Here is a 13,448-nt window from a genome sequence, read left to right as displayed (position 1 = left end):
TGGAGCGCCTTGCCCCGCTTGTAAGGGATAACCTTGTAAATCTTTGTAATCATCCATATATTTCCTCCTAAACGTTAGGTAGCTTGTACCATTGTCCTGCCATTCCCATAAAATAAAACCCATAACCTTGACCGCCATCAAAGAAACGAATGGACCCAGCTTGGCCCTATTTTATTACGCCCTAAATTTATTCCCTGCGTTAGAATAGGTTGATTTATGAATACATCCTTTTCTGTACTTATATCAAAGGTCTGCCCATGAGCAGCTGGACCTATGTTGTTATTTACGCTGCCTATAGCAATTCTATTAAACGGTTGAAGACCATCGGCCCTTTCTGCTGCCGCACGATCCCAGTTATACATGCAAGCGTAGTTACCACTAACCAATGTTATCCCTGAAACACAAACAGCTCTACCCGCAGAAACTTGTGCATTTGCAGCTGTAACTTTAATTACAATCATATGTTCTTGTGGATTGTAATTGTTAGGAACGGTAAACGTGAAATTATACCTTCTAATTTCACCATAAAATGTAGATGGCTCTGGAAAATCTTTATATATTTCGTGCCAAATTTTATAACTCACTTCATCCAATGGCGTAACAAAGCATACCTGCAATCGTGGTTTTGCCGTTACACGTACACTATTAATCTGTGCGGTTCTATAATGGGCTGACAATGTATAAGAGTTCCCTGGATGAATCCCGTTTTGAACTTTTGTTTCTGGGTAATTATACGTGTCGACACGGACTGCATTTACCATTTGTTCATAATTAAATATAAAAGTATTATTTTCTATCACTACACCGTTTCCTTGTACTTTCCAAGGTAGACCATATCCAGCACCAAACCCCTGATAATTGGGGTTACCTATGTTCAATTTTGGAACACTAGAAAAATCATGATCGGCTATTAAATTTCGTTTTGGCATAACGGTTGTTTTTGTTCCCCATTCATCTTCAAAAAGGAAGTCTAACATTTTAACAGTAACACCGTTTTTATCGATGGTAATTTTATCACCATTAACGTTTATAACATTCGTATCAATACCCTTTGCAGTTAACCATTTCACCATTGTGTCTGCGTTAATATCTAGTTTTGCAGCATTGATTGTAATTTTCCCAGGGGACATATTGATGGCAGTGACAATGCCGTCCTTTAAAATCTGCGCTAAAATCCCTTCATCTAACACTTCTAACTTAGATTCTGTTTTCTTTACATAGGCATTATAAGTCTCATTTATAAACGTTTCTTGTTTTCCAGAGATAATTGAAACGCCTTTTTCAGTAGCACTAATACTTCTTTCTAATTCTGTAACTTTTTTATTGTAAGGTTCAGTTGCTATCTTATCGGCCAATTCTTCCATGATTTTATCTTTATCTACAATATCAACAGGGTTCTCCATAAACGAAGAAGGTTTATCACCAATTTGTAGCATGGGCTGTGCCATCCATAGACACCCATTTTTACGAACCCAAAACAGCACTTTAACTTTTTTTGTGCCTTCGATTAATAGCCCTGCCACATGTGTACGAATCCATGTTCCTTGTAAAATAGTTATTTCTTGCAAGTAACTTTTAATCATTTTATTGTTTATATCGTAACATTGGAGCTCGATAGCAGCTCCAGCATCTATACTAGCTTTGTTATCTGTATAAAAGTAAGCAGAGAAAACATAATTCCATCCAGGACCAGCATTTATATAATCGTGCGATGCTCCTTTATACAAATTGCTCGCATTACCTGCAGTAATAACACTAAGTGAATTACATCCCTTATAAGTGACTTGTGTATCTCTTGCTGCGTTTGAAGTTAATTGCCAATATTTCGTGTCGTTCTTCCACAAGACATTGCGTAAAACCGTTTGGTCACCAATTCCACCAACGTAATCTTCAACATCTTTCATTTTTAATTGCAATTCCAATGCTTTACTATGTTGTTCTATCTTTGAAGTAGCCTCACTAAGCGTCTTCCCTTGCTGAGTTTGTATTTCTTGTACTTTACCGACGCTTTGTGAAATACTATCTGCGTTTTTCTCTACTGTTGTTACTCGTTTATCAAATCCCGTTTGATTTTGTTCAACCTTAGTTATATTTTCTTTTATACCATCCACACTTTTTTCAATTTCGGTTGTTCTCTTGGTGAATTTATCGGTTGTTACTTGATCTTCAGGCGCTGGTGTCCATCCAGTAGCTTTATTTCCTTTTTCAAGTTTAAAATTTTGAATAATGATTTTTGTTGTTTTAGCATCTATTCCCCAAAATTCCAGTCTCGCTTGTCCTGTGTTATTAAGCTGTTCTGTAATTTTTGTAGTGTACGTAACTCGTTGGAATTGGTCCGTAATTCCTGTGAATATTTGTCTAACGAATGTATATTTAGGCGAACCGTTTTCGCCATAAAACTGAACGCGACCTGCCGTTTTATCCGTTGTTATAATTTTTACATCGAAGCTAAAAGTTACGGTTTTGTCTACTAATTCACTAAAGATTTGATTTAAGTTATTCTTAAATACTCCATAAGCTGAATTTGAAGATAATTGCGTCGTTTCCCAATATTTCGTATCTGATATTAAATTACGTACTCCAATTTCTTGTTCATTGAAGTTCTTTTCTACACTTGTTAACTTCTCACTAATCTTTCCTGCTTGTTCTTTAATTTCAGTTGTTGTTTTCTTCAAGTCGTTTGTTGTTTGCTGCACATCAGAAATAATCTTCTTTGTGCCTTCTACAGTTTGTTCGACTGTATTTAATTTATTACTGATTTCAGTATCTTTTTTTGTTAACGATTCAATAGAAGTTTTAAATCCATTAGAATCCTGTTCAACCTGGGTTACTTTTTTATCAATTTCACCTTGTTTGTTCTCAATACTGGAAATCGTACGGCTCACACCTTGTAAGCTTTCCTTTACTTCGTTAAATTGTCCTGTCGCTTGATTTTGTGCTTCTTGAACCTTTTGATTTAACTCCGTTTTAGCTGTTTCAATATCTTTCTTAACATCTTTAATACTTTGCTGTAACGGAGCTGTATCAGGGACGACAGGTTCCCATGTTTTGCCTGTCCATATTTTTAAAATACCAGGCTTACCATTACTAATATCACGCCATAGTGTTTTATTTGATTTAAGATTAGTAGTAGGTGGATTAGCTCCTTCTATAATATCTACAAGGTTTTGATCCATATAATCTTTAGTCTTTTCTGCTATATCCTTTGCCGCTTTACTTTCTTTTTGAGCTTGTTCGGCTGTACCCTTCGCTTCTTCTGCTAACTTTTCTAGTTGTTCTAATAGTTCTTTATTGGCTTTATTACCTAAAGAAGCAAGCACTCTATTGTATAATTTTCGCATTTCTTCATTCGGATCGGTAATTTCACGGTAGTCACCAAATATATATTTATCTTGTGAAGGATCAGTAAATGATTCATCACCAGCGATTGCCCGTGCTTCTAAATACAGTTCAGGAGTAAAACCTGTATCTTTAATTCGGATTGTGTCACCTTCATTAATCAGCTCGTGAGCTAGGCCAAATACACGTCCAATGCTTTGTGCTTGAACATCGTAAGAAATAGAGGAATTTATCCGTTTGGCTAATTCTGTTTTCATAAGAGTCATTAAACGTTTCGGTGTTATATCGCCTTCTGTTTCTGGTGTATAAAAGCCAAATTTATGTTGCCCACGTTCGTTCCATCGTTGGAAAGCATCACTGTCCACAAGATAAGGAATACCGTCATTTATGTCAGTAATTGTAATAAATCCGTCCCCTTCTTTTTTTGGAGAAACCAAGTAATGCTGTACAAATGTTTTGTGAGTTCTCAACACGTTTAATTCCCACTAAATCTTTGCCAAGTGTTACTTCTTTCCCTGTTTCTTGACCGCGTTTCTTTACCATGTCCACATAGCGACTGACAATTTGAGAACCAACTACTTCAGCACGGTATTGGATTTCTAACTCGAACAAAGAAGCGATATCTTTTAAAAATTTCAGTGGATCTATGAATTCATCAATTGTCATTGTGTGGAAACCAGCATATTCTGTTCTTCCTCTTTTCCACTTCGTACCTACAAGAGCCATATCAATAAACTCATTTACTGTTTTACCTTCCACCTTCTGTGGAGTAATAATGCCAGCTTTCGCAAGTTGAATCCATTCACCAGATGCATAAGCAATGACTGATCTATCATTAGAATCCTTTTCGGTTTCAGTAATAACATACGGAACGATACGCCCGTCACGCACTTCTTTTAATACTAAATTTTGCTGCATGAGTGTAGCTGCATGTTCCGTATTATCAAACACTTTAAATTCTAATGTATCTATATTGTTCTTAATTTCCCAATGTCGTTTATCATCCCAATAATCTTTTGTTTGTATATTAGAAACGATTTGACTCGTTTTAAAATCAACAACATGTAATGTTCCGCTTGGTGTTCTCATCTAAATCGCTCCCTATACGTTATTTTGGCTATTCCCACATCGGAAGGCATAATTTCAAGCTTGTTTAATCCTTTGTTAACAACTGGATAATCACTGAATATATCTTTTAGATTAATCGCCTTTTTACCATTGATTGATACAAGGCTTCGCTCGGTATCAATAACTACTTTATCTCCAACATCAAAAATATAAGGCGGATTATCTTGGGTATTCATATTGACTTTCCAAATTTTTAAGTCATCGATGCTCATGTCTGTACAAAACATGTTATCCGAAAATTGACTGATGCTTATTTGAACTTGTGCCACTTTATCCATATTCATATTGTTTTCATCTTCCCACACGACAAAGCGCTCTGAATCATCCTTTTCGGTATTCCATAAAAACTTTGAAATATAAGCTTCCCACCTATTGCCGGTACGTGCTAACCATAATCGACCACGATATTGATTCCATGTAGTAGGATGATCTCCAGGTTCATTTATAAGCACTCGCTCGCTGTTTGGTTTCTTTTTGTTACCAAGCTTAGCGAACCCTGTATTCTGTTCTGCTTGCCAATGAACATCATTCATAGAAATACGAGCCACATAGTCGCTATTTTCATCTAATAAACCTATTTCAACACGCCCCATTTGATCGGGGTGAGAGCTTCTTACCCCAACATACGCCTGCATAATAAAATCTTGTAGTGGGCCTTGTGGGATGTTCTTTTTAGCTATGCAACCATGCCAACCTTTTATATTTGTTTCACCTAAATAAACCGGAACTAGGCGTGAGCCTGCATCTACTTTAAAAGCCCCGCCCCCAACCATATCTTCCGCACTCGGAACATCCGTCCAACCTACAGTTGTAGACATTTCATCCCACATTACCCGCTGATTTCTTTCAACAGGTATCTGATTTACACTAAGCGGCCATCCGATACGAAAATAATTGTTTCCATTCCATACATCAAGAAATGTGGAAGGGTTCTTCACTTCAACCTCTATAATTGGATTGGACTCTACACTTCCTTTGTTTTGAACATTTGCTATTAACACGCTTGCACCTGTTTGAAAATCTACTGTTCGAGTAGGTCCTAATTTATATGGCATTGGACAAATGAACTTAATTGTTCCTATTCCAAGTGTTACAAATTCATCTGGATCAAAGCTATCTTCCACAACTGCTAAATATGTTCTATTTGGTTCTACATCAAAAATAAGTTCTGCTGGTTGGCCTGTGATTAACCATTCTGCAATTTCTTCTTTCATAGTTTCCAAATCTGAACACTCAGGAACTATAATTCCTACAGGAATAGATAAAACACGCATTTCCGTTTGGGTGTTTAATAGTCTTGCTCCTGTATATCCTGGGACACTTAGAAAATTCCTTTTCACCGGTGCCCACGCTGGTCTTTTCCATCCCTTTTCTATTTGAACAAAATCTTTGCGTATGTTGTTAAATGAAAAAGAACTCATACTGTCACCCTATTTCTTTATAAAATAAAAGAAACCCAAACCTAAAAGTCTGAGTTTCTTTTTGCTTCTCTTTCTTGATACTCGGTTGTATAGCGATAAGTACCGCGTGCCACGTCTCTTCCTTCTAAATTAACAGGCACTTCAATAACTAAATCTCCACCAAGCATTGGAATAACTCCACCACCTGATGAACCAAAAGAGTTATTAATGACTTGATTTGATACACTGTTTGTCATGGCTTGTCTGCTGTTTGACATATTCCCATACACACCACTCATAACGGTTTTTAATCCCGCTAATTGGTTTGCAGAATTAGTCATCATACGGCTCATATCGCTCATTAGTTGATTTATTTCCCCTGGTATAGCAAATTGTTGTCGTGGCATGGCTGCTACGATTCCTGCGCCAATATCTCCAAGTGTCTTTTTATTTAAAGGTAAAACCGCTTCTTTTCCAGCTTCACCTGCACCTTGCAAGTTCCCACCATTCATTCCAAATATAGTCGGTTTAGTGAAGATACCACCTTTTGCACGCCAATCTATATTAAGTCCAGAAGGGAACGTAACATCCTTCCCTAAAATATTTTTCGTACTAGTTTGCAAGCTAAAGTGTGGAAGTGGTGGCATTTCAGGTTTAGGAATCTTTAACTTCAAATCACTAAAGAAGCTCTTAATCTTCCCAATAAATTTTTCTACACTGTCAACTGCATCTTTAATTGGATCAATTATAAAGCGTTTAGCTGCTTCGAATTTTTCTTGTGCAGCATTCTTTACGGAATCAAATTTTTCCTTCGCTGAATTATATAAATCAGTAAATTTTTGTTTGGCTGAATTGTAAGCTTCAGTTACTGGATCAATCACGTATTTCTTTGTCAAATTCCAAGCTGTTAGCGTATAAGATTTTATAGTTTCCCAGTTTGATAATATCCAATTAGCCAAATCTGAAAGTTTTTGCTTGGTTGTATTCCATAAGTCTTGAACAGGTTGAATAACATATTCTTTTACCAAATTCCAAGCTGCAAGAGTATATGATTTAGCAAGTTCCCATTTCGAACTTAACCAAGAAATTAAATCACCAAACTTTTCTTTTACTAAGTTCCAAGTATCTATGACAGGTTGAATAATATATTGCTTAAATAGTCCCCAAGCGATTTGCGCCATAGCTTTTGCAATTTCCCATTGTGTACCAAGCCAAGTGACCATTTCACCGATTTGTGTACTTACCCAATCGTAAGCTTCTTGGATTGGTTGAATAATGTATTGACAGATTGCTGCCCATGCAATTTGTGCACCTGCCTGTATTAACAACCAACCAGCTTCTAAAACGGTAGAAACTGCCGAAATAATTGGATCTAACACAGTAAGAATCGTATCCCAGGTTTCTTGCCATGCTTGCGTTAATAATCCCCACAATTCAGACGCTGTTTCAGTTAAAGAAGTCCACCAAGAGGAAGCTGTTTCCACAATTCCGGACCATAGACTACTAAAGAATTCACCTATCGGATCAAAGAAGCTATGCATCATTTCAGTGAATGAGGACCAAGCTCCTGAAAAGAATTCAACAATAGAATTCCATGTACTACTACATATTTCACCTATCCCTATCCATAAATCGCTAAAAAATTGCCCAATTGGATCAAAGAATGAATGCATTGCTTCTAAAAATGAATTCCATGCTTCACTAGAGGATTGAACTATCCCATCCCAAAGCTCTATTAAATATTCCTTAATAGAATTCCATGTATCTATTGTCCATTGTTTTATAGAATCCCAATTTTGATAAATGGCAATTCCTAGAGCAACTATAGCTGCTATGATAATAGGAACTATGGCAACTATGCCTAGTGCGGCGGCGGCTCCGATTTCAAATACACTCATGACCGCCATAACTATAGGAGCAAGCGCCATAACTGCACCTGAAATTACGCCAATAGCTATTGCAACAGCTGTTAATGTGGCTGCTAATTCTGGGTTATTAGAAATCCATTCAGCCACTTTTGAAATAACATCTGCTATAACACTAAGAACCGGCTGAAGTGAAACTTGTAAATCTTGCATCGCCTTTTGAAATTTAACTGCTGGGTTTGAATCCATTTTTTTAATAGAGTCATTCAATTTGTCCTGTTGCTTTCCAAAATCGACTGTTTTATCTTTCGCGCCTAGCAAAGTATTAATAATGTTTTGCCCTTGATCTTCGTACATTGTCATTTTGTTATCGTAAAGGCTTTTTATCCTCTACTTCTTGCACTTCATATTAATGCAAGCTCGGCATACGTTTTCACTTATAAAGAAAGTGTCGCGGTCTCGTGGAGGGATTATATCTTTTCACCCTCTATGCTCTGCCCCTGACTATACTTTGTATAGCCTTCGGTTCAAATTAGGATTCGCACCCTCTTTGCTTTATACCGCGATTTTACTTCGGCACAATTCATCATCTACCGAAAAATTTAACGCCTAATTCATTACGCTTTGTTTCATCATCAACTTGCGATAGAGCTTGTGCAATCTCGGTCATTGCTGCTGAACCTTCTTTACCACCATTTGCTACAGCTTGACCCCATTTTTGAACTTGTTCTGCTGAAATTTGTGTACCTTCAAGGGCTTCTATCATTGCTTTATCGACACCTTGACCGAATTCAGCAGCTTTTACACGACCTTCTTTCAGTCCATCTAGCAAATTATCGATATTCCAGGTTCCTGTTTCAACCCCAGCTGCCATAATAGCTTGTACTTCTTCAGCGTTGTATCCTGCTCGCGTTAACTGACCACCATATTCAGCGATAATATCTAATTGTTCCGGTGGAAAACCCATTTTTAATAAGGCATCAGCCATACCAAGAGCGCCTTCTTGTGAAATGCCTAATTCATTACCGATTTCATTCGTTTCTTGAATTAATTCAGTAAAATCAATGCCAGCATAAGCATTAGAAATAACAGCTGCACTCTGTACGAAAGAAGCATTTGCTTCATCACTAACATTTTTATTCAAAGCCCATTGTCTTCTTACACCCTCAAGTGCTTCTTCTGCATCTAATCCATAGGCTGAAATTCCTCTCACAGCATCCTCTACTGATTTTTTTGAGGACTCAGGAACATCAAATCCTATTTCAATTTTTGTTTTTAACTTTGACATATCAAGCGCTTTTTCAACAGCTGCTGCCATTCCGCCACCAGCTGCCATTCCACCGATAACATTTTCTAATCCAACTTTTAGACCTTCAAACTTCTTCTCAGTTCTTCCGGCTTCTTGTTGTAATTCTCTTAACTCATTTTGTACTTGCCGTATGGAGTTTCCAGCATCCACAGATCGAAGGGCTCTTTGTAATTTTTCAATATCAGCTTCTGTACCTAATGCTTCGCGCCCAATAATCCCAATCGCTTGTTCTAACTGACGACTTGTAGCTGTTCCATTCCGAATTGCATTCACAAGACGATTTCCTAATGCTCCTGCAAAATCATCAACGCTTTTTCCTGTAGCTCTAAACAATGTTTCTAATTGCCTTGTGGAACTCGCTACATTCTCTTGCTCAGCTTTCATGTTTCCTAGTTTATTTTTAAGACCATTAAGTGACCCTTCTGTAAATTCAATCTCACGCCTGAATGCACGATACTGTTCTTCAGAAATTTTACCGTTTTGAAATTGCGCTTGAACTTGTTGTTCCGCTGCTTTTAACTTATCTAATTTTTGCGTTGTGTTTTCAATCTGTTGCGTAAGTAACTGTTGTTTTTGAGAAAGTGCCTCAATATTACCTGGATCAAATTTTAGCAAACGCTCGACATCTTTTAATTCTTTAGCCAAAGCATCACTTTGTTTATTTACATCTTTTAAAGCATTTTGTAGCGGCTGAGTATTACCACCAATTTCAATCGTAATCCCTTTAATTCTTCCTGCCATTTTCTCACCCCTTTCTTAGAATGAATCGAAGTCTTTTTGATTTGCTTTTCTAACTTTTTCTTTATCTGGATTCTCCAGCTCAGCGAATTCAGCAATGTAATCAAAGCAATCACCAACGGTCATTTCTTCTAAATCACCTTGTGTTAAATTTGCTTTATAACAAAGAGCAAGAAACAATTCAGTAGTAAATTCTTCATCACTGAATGTTCCTTGCTCTCCATTATTTTTCTTTATTTTTTTTTTGCTCCCATAGTGACCTGAACCAATTCCATGACTTCTGGCATAATTTCTTCAATTGGGAATTCCTCAAATTTATCTAGCCACGTCATAGGATCAGGAATATTAGGATCAGCCGTTTTAGCGTATAACCACGTTAAGTCATAAATAAGTTCAAAATCTACTTTACTCATATCAACATTAGACATAGCAATGGGTTGTTCTGACCCATCTGATGAAGCTAAAGCATTAATTGCCCCTAACCCCATCAAATCTGCAAATAAATTACGTCTGAATTGTGCTTTATATCGTTTAACTGTTGCTGCTGTAGCTTTTAATCTGACTTGTTTTCCATCTATTGTAATTGTCTTTTCCATTCACTTACGCCCCTTTTGGTAATGCAGGTACTTTTGTATAAACTTTTTTGTACCAATTATCATAGATTTCTTGTTTTGATTTAGTAGTAGTTTTCGTTTTAACCATACGTTTTCCATTAATATCAATAGGGCTTGATACAAATTTAAGTTCATTTGTGTTAGGCTCTGCTGAATTTGTTTTCGTTTTAGATGCAAGTGTTGGACGACTTGCTGAACAGTTAAACATAACGTGTCGAGTCGCTCTTACATCGCCATCGAATTCAAATAATAACGCAAATGATTTTCCTTTTGCATCGGCTAATTCATTTAACACACCATCTTCTTCGTCTAATTCCTCACCTAATGCATCAATTGCAAATTGCTCTGGAATATGAGCGATTGATAGAGTGCCATCATACCCTTGGTTATTACTTGCTGCGTAGTAAAGCATGTCATCTGCATAGAACTCAATTAAATCCCCTCGTGGATCAAATGTTAATTCAACCGCCCCTGGTAATCGTATCGGTGTACTAAATGTAACTACACCATCTTTAATGTCATAGAGTGCATAGTGGACATTTTTCAGACCAAAAGCTACTTTGTTTTCATTCATTTATATCAACCTCGTTTCATAATTTTTTTGATACATTTTTTCAGATTCAATAAAAGTCTCATACGAGTCATAAGGAATCTCATAATCGTCTAGGACTTTTTCAAGTTTGGCTTCTGCAACTAAATCTTTTTTAGTTGTATAAAGCTCAATATTTGCATCGTCTATCTTGTGATACACCTTGTTATCAGCCATTAAATTTGCTGATCCATCCACAAGGAAACATATATAAGGTGGCGCTGGAACTGGCTTGGTCGGCGTTGCTGTGAAATGCGAATAAGCCACAGGATAACCTGTAGCCTCAAGGATTTTTGTTAATTCACCTAACGTCATTGTTGAATCGCCCTTTCAATACGTCTTGGCAACTCATCAATTACATACTGTTCAACTGGAAGGATATGAACTTGTGCTGGTACACGGCCCCCACCCACTTTCGCATGTCCCTTTTCTAAAAGATGTGTTAATTGTCCTTTTGTATTGTGAACGACAAAACCATTACCTTCTTTTTTCTTACGCCATCCTTTACGATAAGCACCTGTTTTTTTAGGGCTACCTTGCCTTAATTTTTCTACAGCGACATCAGCTACTTCTTCTTCTGCTATCATTAACTCTTCTTCCACAACATTTGCATATCTTTGTAATTCTCTAGCAATCTCACTCGCAAAATCATTCATATTAAGTATGCTCCTTTGCGATAATAGTCAATGTTTGATACATTTCATCATCATTCATTGGCGGTTCGATAATATCAAAGATACGATTCTTCATATTAATTCGCATTAATTCTGTAATACCTGTTGTATAAGGAATTACAAACCGATAAATTCGTGTAGACTGTGAAGCCGAAGCTTCAATGTACTCCGAACCTTTTACCGTTTTTATCATTGCCCATGCTTTTTTAACTTCTTGCCAATTCCCTGTTTCAATTTCTTGATTCAGTTCATCTTTTATTACCTCAGGTTGTTCAATGATAATTCGATTTCTACAATCACCTGTATTCAGTGGTTTCTTGTACTGAAAAGGACGCATATTAATCACCGTCCAATTTAATTTCTTCTAATGCTTTTGCAATACCAAAACTATTAATTTCCGTTAAAAAATTCTTAGTAAAATATTCAAGTGCATCATTATAAACATAACGAGAACGCTCAAAAACCAATTCTTTGAACGTCTCATCTTTGTTTATGTCATACAATCCACATACTTTTAATAAAGCTTCATTCGATGCAAAAAGGATGCGCTTTAGGTTATCGTCTTCATCATCACCCAAGTGCATCCTATCTTTGAACTGCTGTATTATTTCGTCTGAAATTACTGTTTCCATTTACATCATCCTTGTGTCGGTGGCGTTACTTCTTCAAGTTTCAGTGTATAAACTTGTGAAGTGTATTTATCCTTTGGTTTACCTGTAGCATATTGTTTAGCAATATAAACAGTTGCATCTTCTAAAGCTAATGTTTCTTCATACTTCTTGATTGGCTCTGTTCCACCCATTGCTGAAACATATTGACCTTTAACAAAGAATAATACTTTTCCTTGAGGTACAAACACTGATTCTGTAAGGATTGGGTTAAATGGCAAGCTAGTTACATATACTCCGGCCGCATTTTGAATTGTCGCGTTTGCCTGAATATCAAAAGTATCAAACGGATTAGTTACCATAACTACTTTACCAGCAATATTTTTTGGTCGATCTGCGTCTGAACCATCAGCATTTAATTTTTTAGCTAACAATTTAACAACGCCTTTTAGTTCGTTGATTGTTTCACGACCCGGTTCAAATGTTAAAGTACCTACTGGCTTTTTATCTGGATACACTCCGCCAACTACACTTCCACTTGGATCTTTTAATAACCCAATAGGTTCATTCTTACCTGTACCAGCTACAAATCCACGTTCTAAGCCTACTTTCATCGCTTCTGTAATCATTGTACGAACATAACGTTCTACCCATACAGGTCCAAGTTTCAACATGTCATTTGCTAATGGAATAAACGCCGTTAATTTAAGTTGTGAAATGCTATCTTTACGGAATGTAGCGTTTAATTGACCTTTAATACCATCAAATAATGGCCCCCATACCGCTGCACCTTCTGGATCTCCGTAAACGAATTCTGTTACTGCACCTAAATTCTCTAAACCAATATGTTGTAAGAAAGGATGATCTTCAACTAAGTCATCAAAAATACGTTCTTGAGTTGTTTTAGGTAAAGTTTCAGTAGACTTAAATCCACCTTCTTCAACTACTGCATTAAAGAACTTCATTTCTTCACTTGTTAATACATTAGCACCACGAGACTGCATAATAGAACGATCTACCATTGATTCATTCACTTGATTTAAAATATCTGCTCGTACATCTGTGGCAAGTGCTTCAATCATGGAGTTTAATGCTACTGATTGTTCTTCTGCGGTACCATCCTGTGTTGCTTTTGCAAAAGCTAGTTTTTTCTCTTCGAAATTATTAAACTTAATAACCATATT

Annotated in this window: 10 protein-coding genes and 2 pseudogenes; all 12 read right to left on the bottom strand. The window is 36.7% G+C overall.

Features of this window, described 5'->3' with window-relative positions; translation table 11 throughout:
- Nucleotides 1–67: 67 nt before the first annotated feature.
- Nucleotides 68–4,428, bottom strand: a pseudogene (locus tag HMPREF1014_RS13055) (phage tail spike protein).
- A complete protein-coding gene (locus HMPREF1014_RS13045) occupies nt 4,425–5,888 on the bottom strand; it encodes a distal tail protein Dit (RefSeq protein ID WP_000094089.1) in 1,464 nt (487 codons plus the stop codon). The pseudogene HMPREF1014_RS13055 and the gene HMPREF1014_RS13045 overlap by 4 nt, the downstream one beginning before the upstream one ends.
- Nucleotides 5,889–5,929: 41 nt before the next feature.
- The gene (locus HMPREF1014_RS13040) at nt 5,930–8,095 is read right to left on the bottom strand and encodes a phage tail tape measure protein (protein WP_000180076.1); all 2,166 of its coding nucleotides are present in this window, start codon (nt 8,093–8,095) and stop codon (nt 5,930–5,932) included.
- Between the two features lie 229 nt (nt 8,096–8,324).
- Nucleotides 8,325–9,782 (bottom strand): annotated as a pseudogene (locus tag HMPREF1014_RS13035) (DUF2207 domain-containing protein); the annotation flags it as partial.
- Nucleotides 9,783–9,797: 15 nt separating this feature from the next.
- The gene (locus tag HMPREF1014_RS31870) at nt 9,798–9,959 is read right to left on the bottom strand and encodes a hypothetical protein (RefSeq protein ID WP_000477717.1); all 162 of its coding nucleotides are present in this window, start codon (nt 9,957–9,959) and stop codon (nt 9,798–9,800) included.
- 53 nt (nt 9,960–10,012) lie between these two features.
- Nucleotides 10,013–10,375, bottom strand: a complete 363-nt coding sequence (locus tag HMPREF1014_RS13025) for a hypothetical protein (protein ID WP_000415916.1) — start codon at nt 10,373–10,375, stop codon at nt 10,013–10,015.
- A gap of 4 nt (nt 10,376–10,379) precedes the next feature.
- A complete protein-coding gene (locus tag HMPREF1014_RS13020; protein ID WP_001004911.1) occupies nt 10,380–10,967 on the bottom strand; it encodes a major tail protein in 588 nt (195 codons plus the stop codon).
- Nucleotides 10,968–11,297: a hypothetical protein gene (locus tag HMPREF1014_RS13015; RefSeq protein WP_000172090.1), complete on the bottom strand. Its 330-nt coding sequence runs from the start codon at nt 11,295–11,297 to the stop codon at nt 10,968–10,970.
- The gene (locus HMPREF1014_RS13010) at nt 11,294–11,638 is read right to left on the bottom strand and encodes an HK97 gp10 family phage protein (protein WP_000997554.1); all 345 of its coding nucleotides are present in this window, start codon (nt 11,636–11,638) and stop codon (nt 11,294–11,296) included. Before HMPREF1014_RS13010 ends, HMPREF1014_RS13015 begins: the two co-directional genes overlap by 4 nt.
- 1 nt (nt 11,639) lies before the next feature.
- Complete coding sequence (locus HMPREF1014_RS13005) at nt 11,640–11,993, bottom strand: phage head closure protein (protein WP_001247280.1); 354 nt, start codon at nt 11,991–11,993, stop codon at nt 11,640–11,642.
- 1 nt (nt 11,994) lies between these two features.
- Entirely contained in the window at nt 11,995–12,288 is a 294-nt protein-coding gene (locus HMPREF1014_RS13000; protein ID WP_000450784.1) for a hypothetical protein, read from the bottom strand.
- A gap of 5 nt (nt 12,289–12,293) precedes the next feature.
- The gene (locus HMPREF1014_RS12995; protein WP_000234865.1) at nt 12,294–13,445 is read right to left on the bottom strand and encodes a phage major capsid protein; all 1,152 of its coding nucleotides are present in this window, start codon (nt 13,443–13,445) and stop codon (nt 12,294–12,296) included.
- Between the last annotated feature and the right edge of the window lie 3 nt (nt 13,446–13,448).

Origin of the sequence: Bacillus sp. 7_6_55CFAA_CT2 (assembly GCF_000238655.1) — a bacterium.
In the GTDB taxonomy this organism is placed as follows: domain Bacteria; phylum Bacillota; class Bacilli; order Bacillales; family Bacillaceae_G; genus Bacillus_A; species Bacillus_A cereus.
The sequence above is the reverse complement of the archived record's forward strand: the minus strand, read 5'-3'. Positions and strand labels throughout refer to the sequence as shown.

Coding starts and splice junctions, on each gene's coding strand:
- HMPREF1014_RS13045 (WP_000094089.1), bottom strand. CDS start 5,888: ATGAGTTCTTTTTCATTTAACAACATACGCAAAGATTTTGTTCAAATA.
- HMPREF1014_RS13040 (WP_000180076.1), bottom strand. CDS start 8,095: ATGACAATGTACGAAGATCAAGGGCAAAACATTATTAATACTTTGCTA.
- HMPREF1014_RS13025 (WP_000415916.1), bottom strand. CDS start 10,375: ATGGAAAAGACAATTACAATAGATGGAAAACAAGTCAGATTAAAAGCT.
- HMPREF1014_RS13020 (WP_001004911.1), bottom strand. CDS start 10,967: ATGAATGAAAACAAAGTAGCTTTTGGTCTGAAAAATGTCCACTATGCA.
- HMPREF1014_RS13015 (WP_000172090.1), bottom strand. CDS start 11,297: ATGACGTTAGGTGAATTAACAAAAATCCTTGAGGCTACAGGTTATCCT.
- HMPREF1014_RS13010 (WP_000997554.1), bottom strand. CDS start 11,638: ATGAATGATTTTGCGAGTGAGATTGCTAGAGAATTACAAAGATATGCA.
- HMPREF1014_RS13005 (WP_001247280.1), bottom strand. CDS start 11,993: ATGCGTCCTTTTCAGTACAAGAAACCACTGAATACAGGTGATTGTAGA.
- HMPREF1014_RS13000 (WP_000450784.1), bottom strand. CDS start 12,288: ATGGAAACAGTAATTTCAGACGAAATAATACAGCAGTTCAAAGATAGG.
- HMPREF1014_RS12995 (WP_000234865.1), bottom strand. CDS start 13,445: ATGGTTATTAAGTTTAATAATTTCGAAGAGAAAAAACTAGCTTTTGCA.